Annotated in this window: 7 protein-coding genes; 1 reads left to right on the top strand and 6 read right to left on the bottom strand. The window is 62.2% G+C overall.

Features of this window, described 5'->3' with window-relative positions:
• The 3 genes from ACFQPB_RS23575 to ACFQPB_RS23565 form a co-directional block, all read right to left on the bottom strand.
• On the bottom strand, window positions 1-307 hold a 307-nt coding region (locus ACFQPB_RS23575), incomplete at its 3' end, for a transposase (RefSeq protein ID WP_382228786.1).
• A 79-nt stretch (window positions 308-386) separates the two neighbouring features.
• The gene (locus ACFQPB_RS23570; protein WP_382228783.1) at window positions 387-878 is read right to left on the bottom strand and encodes an antitoxin Xre-like helix-turn-helix domain-containing protein; all 492 of its coding nucleotides are present in this window, start codon (window positions 876-878) and stop codon (window positions 387-389) included.
• A gap of 70 nt (window positions 879-948) precedes the next feature.
• The gene (locus ACFQPB_RS23565) at window positions 949-1,215 is read right to left on the bottom strand and encodes a helix-turn-helix domain-containing protein (RefSeq protein ID WP_382228780.1); all 267 of its coding nucleotides are present in this window, start codon (window positions 1,213-1,215) and stop codon (window positions 949-951) included.
• Between the two features lie 728 nt (window positions 1,216-1,943).
• Here ACFQPB_RS23565 and ACFQPB_RS23560 point away from each other — a divergent pair.
• Window positions 1,944-2,207, top strand: a complete 264-nt coding sequence (locus tag ACFQPB_RS23560) for a type II toxin-antitoxin system RelB/DinJ family antitoxin (RefSeq protein WP_382228777.1) — start codon at window positions 1,944-1,946, stop codon at window positions 2,205-2,207.
• A 273-nt stretch (window positions 2,208-2,480) separates the two neighbouring features.
• Here ACFQPB_RS23560 and istB read toward each other — a convergent pair whose 3' ends face one another.
• The 3 genes from istB to ACFQPB_RS23545 form a co-directional block, all read right to left on the bottom strand.
• The gene (istB, locus tag ACFQPB_RS23555) at window positions 2,481-3,218 is read right to left on the bottom strand and encodes an IS21-like element helper ATPase IstB (RefSeq protein WP_382228773.1); all 738 of its coding nucleotides are present in this window, start codon (window positions 3,216-3,218) and stop codon (window positions 2,481-2,483) included.
• An 88-nt stretch (window positions 3,219-3,306) separates the two neighbouring features.
• Window positions 3,307-4,851 (bottom strand): IS21 family transposase, encoded by a 1,545-nt coding sequence (gene istA / locus ACFQPB_RS23550; RefSeq protein WP_382228770.1) that lies wholly within the window; start codon window positions 4,849-4,851, stop codon window positions 3,307-3,309.
• Window positions 4,852-4,994: 143 nt separating this feature from the next.
• On the bottom strand, window positions 4,995-5,180 hold the full coding sequence (locus ACFQPB_RS23545; RefSeq protein WP_382228789.1) for a 50S ribosome-binding protein YggL: 186 nt from the start codon (window positions 5,178-5,180) through the stop codon (window positions 4,995-4,997).
• Window positions 5,181-5,341: the final 161 nt, after the last annotated feature.

Here is a 5,341-nt window from a genome sequence, read left to right as displayed (position 1 = left end):
CGTCGTATTCCGCCAAACCGGCTTTCCAGACGGCTTCAAAGAAGCCCGCCTTCTCCCATTCGAGAAAGCGTTTGTGGATGGCGCTGGCGCTGCCAAAGCGCTCAGCGGGCAGTGCCTTCCACTGGCAACCTGTGCGCAGCACAAACACGATGGCCTCGAACACTTGGCGTGCCGGCTTGGCCGGTCGACCTGCGCCAGGTTTGCGAACGTACTGCTTGTCCGGCACCAGCGCACGTTGAGGGATCAGCGGTTCAACACGCTGCCAGAATTCGTCCGTTACCAACCAGGAATCAACTCGTTTGCTCAACGCATCACTCCGACACCGCGTTCGATACGGTTCGGATTGATATTTTACCTATTTACGGATAAGTTCTTAGCCGGGCAGATCAAGCCGCACCACCAAACTGGAGTGCGAACAGAATTTCTTTGACTCGCACCGATCCGTGCGCTGACCTCGCCCAATCAAGCGGGGTCTCATCGTCCAGCATCGGATGTCCACGATGCAGCCAGGCAAAAGCAGCTTCGGGGGTTTCGAAGGTGTCTTCCGCCAGGCAGCTAAGCTCCAACAGCCTCAACATGGTCTCGGCCGCATGGATTGGAAGCGGCTTACCTTGGGTGATCTTGCGACGTGCAGTTGCCCGGTCCAGGCCCAGACAGTCGGCCAGTGCGCCCCGATCCAGTCCAAGATATTCTCCCAGGGGCAGCAATGCCCGGCTGGGAACACCGCGTTTGGCGATGGCGTAGCCCATGGCAGAAGAAAAAGGCATGTGCTTGCCCAGGCGCTTCCCATCTTCACCTGTGAAGCCGACAGGACGCTGCATCGCGGGCGCCGAATCACTTGTACCTTGCGGAAACAGGAGTTCCTCGAGTGCCTTCAAGGCCTCGGTGCGTACGCTCGGTTTCGGCGCAGTGCTAGGGCCAGACAAGGTTGATCTCACGACGGGGTGCCTAGTTCGTCAGTCGCGTGGCCCATTCACGCAACTGTGCTTCGCTAAAACTGCGGAACTGGCCACGTGTGATGCGATACAACTCAGATTTGTCGAGCTGCAGCTCCGTCGCCGCTGTCTCCAGGGTCCAGTCGCGCGTTTTGATCGTTCGGCATATCTCGCTGACTGTCTGGGACTTGCGCAGCATCGCAGCGGCATCTGGGAAACCAAGGTCGGCATAGACGTTCGTGCTGCCTGTCTCGATGGAAACGTCTGCGTCGTCACTCATGGGGGTCCTTTTTTGTCGTGTCCAAAATCCGAACCACGTTCGATCAGCATCTACGCGGTCCGCCAATGGTGTCATGGCGGACTGTCGCTGTGAAGACTGATGGCCCCAGATGCAGCACGCGGTCTACAAGCCAACTGGTTGGTGGAGGAGTCGATCGCCCACCGCTTGAAAACCTTGTGCTGGCCATACAGGTGACCCTGGAAGGCGCATTCCAGCAGCACCCCGGCAAAGCCGAGATGAAGCTCATTGCGTACTCAAACGCCGAACCCACGGGCTGTGGCGTTGTGCAGGCTCCCAGATTTTGTGAGCGCGCCGGCAGGCAGGCATTGCATGGAGAATGGATTGGAGCCTGTAGTCATGTGACTCGCTGCCTACTGGGAAAACACTGCTTTAAGGAGACCGGGATGGGAATATGTCGAATTTGTGGGTGTCTTTTGAACAAGGTCGACGACCCTATGTCGCAGGATTGCGGCGGTGATTGCTGGGGATGTGTCGGCGAGATCGAGGCCGAAGCAGGGTGGCCGCCATCCCTGGACCAAGTCCGGCGGGAACACGCCTTGGGTCTTCGACCTGGATGGCTGGACCCGCAGAACATGCAAACTTCGACGCCGCAGGAGTAGGGGCTGATCATGGATGACGGCCAGGGAACACAGTCATCTTGATGATCGGAGCTTCGGAAAGGGTAGTGTTGGGTCACAATGTGGCTCATTCACTGGAAGAAATGATTCATGGCTGCCATCGCTGTTGTTCGTGCGCGCATTGACGAGCAAATAAAGAAAGAGGCGAGCGCCGTTTTAGCGGCAATGGGGCTTACGGTTTCCGACGCTTGCCGCATCATGCTGACCCGCGTCGCCCGCGAGAAGGCATTGCCATTCGAGCCTTTAATTCCGAACGAAACTACCATCGTAGCCATGCACGAGGCACGCGCCGGTAACCTCAAGAGCTTCGACAGCGTTGGGGCGTTGATGGCAGACCTGCATGCGGAAGATTGACCCGACCGCCCAATTCAGATAGCGCGACTACGGGCCGGTATTGGGCAACAATCGATGCCGACTTGGACTTGTAGCCTGACTTGGAGGCGCTGGCATGTGCTAGACCGCTAGTCATACCAAGTGCGCATTCCACTGATGGCGGACAGTGATTCCATTCCCATCGCGGACAGCGTTCCATGCGATGGCGGACACGCTGCGCCGGTGTCCTGAGTGACGGCCAAATCGTAGCCGAAGTGTCCGCCATCAGCGTGGAATGGCGGTTGGGCTGGATGCTCAGGCGGCCTTGGACAGCTTGCGCATCGATTCCCCCTTGAGGGCTATCTTGTGGGACCCGTGCACGATGCGGTCCAGGATGGCATCGGCCAGCGTGGGCTCGTCCAACCAGGCGTGCCAGGCCGTCACCGGCAACTGGCTGGTGATGAGCGTTGAGCGCGTTCCCACCCGGTCGTCCAGGAGTTCGAGCAAATCGTTTCGCTCATGCGCGGCAATCGGCGCAATGCCGAAGTCATCCAGGATGAGCAGGTCCAGCCGGGCCAGTTGCGCCAGCCGCTTGCCAAAGCTGCCATCGCCATGGGCCACATGCAGCTCCTCCAGCAACCTCGGTGCGCGGGCATAGAGCACCGAGAAACCCAGTCGTGCCGCCTGCTGCCCCAGCGCACACGCCAGCCACGTCTTGCCGCAACCGGTGGCTCCGGTGAGCAAGACGTTGTGACCATGGCGCAGCCAGTCCCCGCCGGCCAGGCTGGCGATGACTTCACGGCTCAGCCCGCGGCTGCCCCGCCAGTCGATGTCCTCCAGACACGCGCTGGAGACCTTCAGGCGGGCGGCTTTCAACAAGCGCTCCAGTCGCTTGCTGTCGCGCCAGTCCACCTCGCGCTGCACCAGCAGGGCCAGGCGTTGTTCAAAGGGCAACTCGCTGGCGGAGATGTGGGTGGCGGCATCGTTCAGGGCGGCCACCATGCCGTCCAGGCGCAGGGTGCGCAGTTGGTTCAAGGTGTGTTCGTTGAGCATGGTTGTTCTTTCTCTGTTTCGCTTCGGTGTGGTGTGGTGTGGTGTGGTGTGGGGTGGGGTGGTGTGTGCGGCTTCTCAGTGGTGCTTCTCAGTGGTAGTAGCCCGGCCCGCGCACGTTCTCGTGCAGCGGCAGGCTCGCCTGCATGGGGATGGGGGCCTCCAGCGGACGCTGGTCCAGACCACAGCTCAGGATGGAGGCGATGCTCTTGTAGGACGGTGAGCGAATCGACTGCGCACGGGCACAGGCTGCCTCCAGCCGCTGCGCTCCGTACTCACGCCCCAGGCGCATGAGGCCCAGGCAGGAGCGGTAGCCCTGCTCGGGATGCTGGCGGTGCTCCATCTGCCAGCGCACCACGGCCGCGGTGGCTGCACCCATTCGTTCGCCCCAGGCGATGAGCTTGGCCGGCGTCCACTGCAGGTGCGCCCGGTGTGAGGCCGGCATGTGTTCAGGCGTGGTGGTGTGTGCGCCCTTGCGCCCACTGAGCGCGTGGGCGGCCACCCGCTTGTTGCCGTGCAGGACTTCGACGGCGGTGGCCGTGATGCGCAGCTCCACCACCTCGCCCACCAGGGCGTGGGGCACCGAGTAGTAGTGGCCATCGAGCTCGACGTGGTAGTCGATATTGACGCGGGCGGGCTTGAAGCGGGCAATGGCCATGCGAGCCGCCGGCAGGGGGCGCAGTGCTGGCCGGTCGAGTTCGGCAAAGGCGCTCGCCCGGTTGCCAGGCAGCTTCTTGAAGGCTCGCTGGTTCAAGTCCACCAGCAAGGCGGCAATCGCCCGGTTCAGGGCGGCCAGGCTGAAGAAGGTCTGATGGCGCAGCCTGGCCAGAATCCAGCGCTCGACCACCTGCACGCCGATCTCCACCTTGGGCTTGTCGCGGGGTTTGGCCGGGCGCGCGGGCATGACGGGCAGGCCGTAATGCACTGAGAGCTCTTCGAGCAAGCGGTGTGAGGTGGGCTCGTAGCGGTCAGGGCGGGCCATCAAGGCGCGCGGCTGGTCGGGCACCAGCAGGCGGGGCACGCCGCCGACGAATTCCAGCGTGGCGATGATGCTGGCCACCCAGTCGGTGGCCTTCTGGCTGGCGGTGGCGCAGGCATAGGTGTAGTTCGAGGCCCCGAGCACCGCCACGAAGACCTGAGCCTGCGTTATCTCGCCGGTGCTGGCGTCCACGATGGGCACGGTCTGGCCGGCGTAGTCCACAAAGAGTTTGTCGCCGGCCTCGTGGGTCTGGCGCATCGAACGCTTCAAACGCCGGGACCAGGCTTGGTACTTCTCGCAGAAGGCGCTGTACTTGTAGGCCTGTCCGCCGTGCTGCTGCTGGTACTCTTCCCACAGCAGTTGTAGGGTGACACCGGGGCGGCGCAGTTCGCGGTGGATGTGGGCGCAGTCGGGCTCCAGGTGGCGCGACGCTCGCGCTACCGGTGGCTTGTAGAGCCGGGCCTGCAGCTCTTCGTCGCTCAAGGTCTGGGCCAGCGCCCAGTCCACGCCGGCCACGCGCGCGTAGCTGGCGATTTCGCTGACGGTGGATTTGGAGATGCCAAGCGCCGCGCCGATTTGGCGGGTGCTCAATGTCCCGCCGTGCAGCAGTTGCAGTGTGTATCGTATCTTGCTCATGGTGACCCTGGGTGTGGGCATCGCTGGTTCCGGTCAAAAGCCGGGCAGCGTATGCCGTGTTCGGGTCACTCAGAACACCCCGCAGGTGTCCGCCATCAATTTGGAATGCTGTCCGCCTTCAGCGTGGAACGGTGTCCGCCATCACGCTGGAACACTGTCCGCCATCAGCGTGGAATCGTGTCCGCCATGGCGTGGAATACGCACCAAGCATCTTGGAGGTCACCAACTCGCGCATGGCAAACATGTTGCCATTGCCGCAGCCACGCTTCGAACGCAGCACGGTCTTCGTCTGTCACGCTGCCACGACGAGCCGAAATGAAACCGCATGTAGTTCCGCCACCGAGCGACAGTGAGCGAGGTTCGATGACCTCCTCCAGCAGCTGATCAATGGTAAGCGGTCAATAGACCGCACCCCTTGCGCAGTCCTTCCGTTCAGGTCTTGAGCGCAGCGATGCTCCAGGGCAGCAAGGCCTCGTAGTCATCGACGGTCTTGGCCCGTGGAAGTGCCACC

Source organism: Hydrogenophaga atypica (assembly GCF_042665215.1).
GTDB classification, from domain to species: domain Bacteria; phylum Pseudomonadota; class Gammaproteobacteria; order Burkholderiales; family Burkholderiaceae_C; genus Hydrogenophaga; species Hydrogenophaga defluvii_A.
The sequence above is the reverse complement of the archived record's forward strand: the minus strand, read 5'-3'. Positions and strand labels throughout refer to the sequence as shown.

What these genes read in the sequence shown, in the direction of transcription:
- ACFQPB_RS23565 (WP_382228780.1), bottom strand. Translation starts at nt 1,215, where the DNA reads ATGAGTGACGACGCAGACGTTTCCATCGAGACAGGCAGCACGAACGTC.
- ACFQPB_RS23560 (WP_382228777.1), top strand. Translation starts at nt 1,944, where the DNA reads ATGGCTGCCATCGCTGTTGTTCGTGCGCGCATTGACGAGCAAATAAAG.
- istB (WP_382228773.1), bottom strand. Translation starts at nt 3,218, where the DNA reads ATGCTCAACGAACACACCTTGAACCAACTGCGCACCCTGCGCCTGGAC.
- istA (WP_382228770.1), bottom strand. Translation starts at nt 4,851, where the DNA reads ATGCCCACACCCAGGGTCACCATGAGCAAGATACGATACACACTGCAA.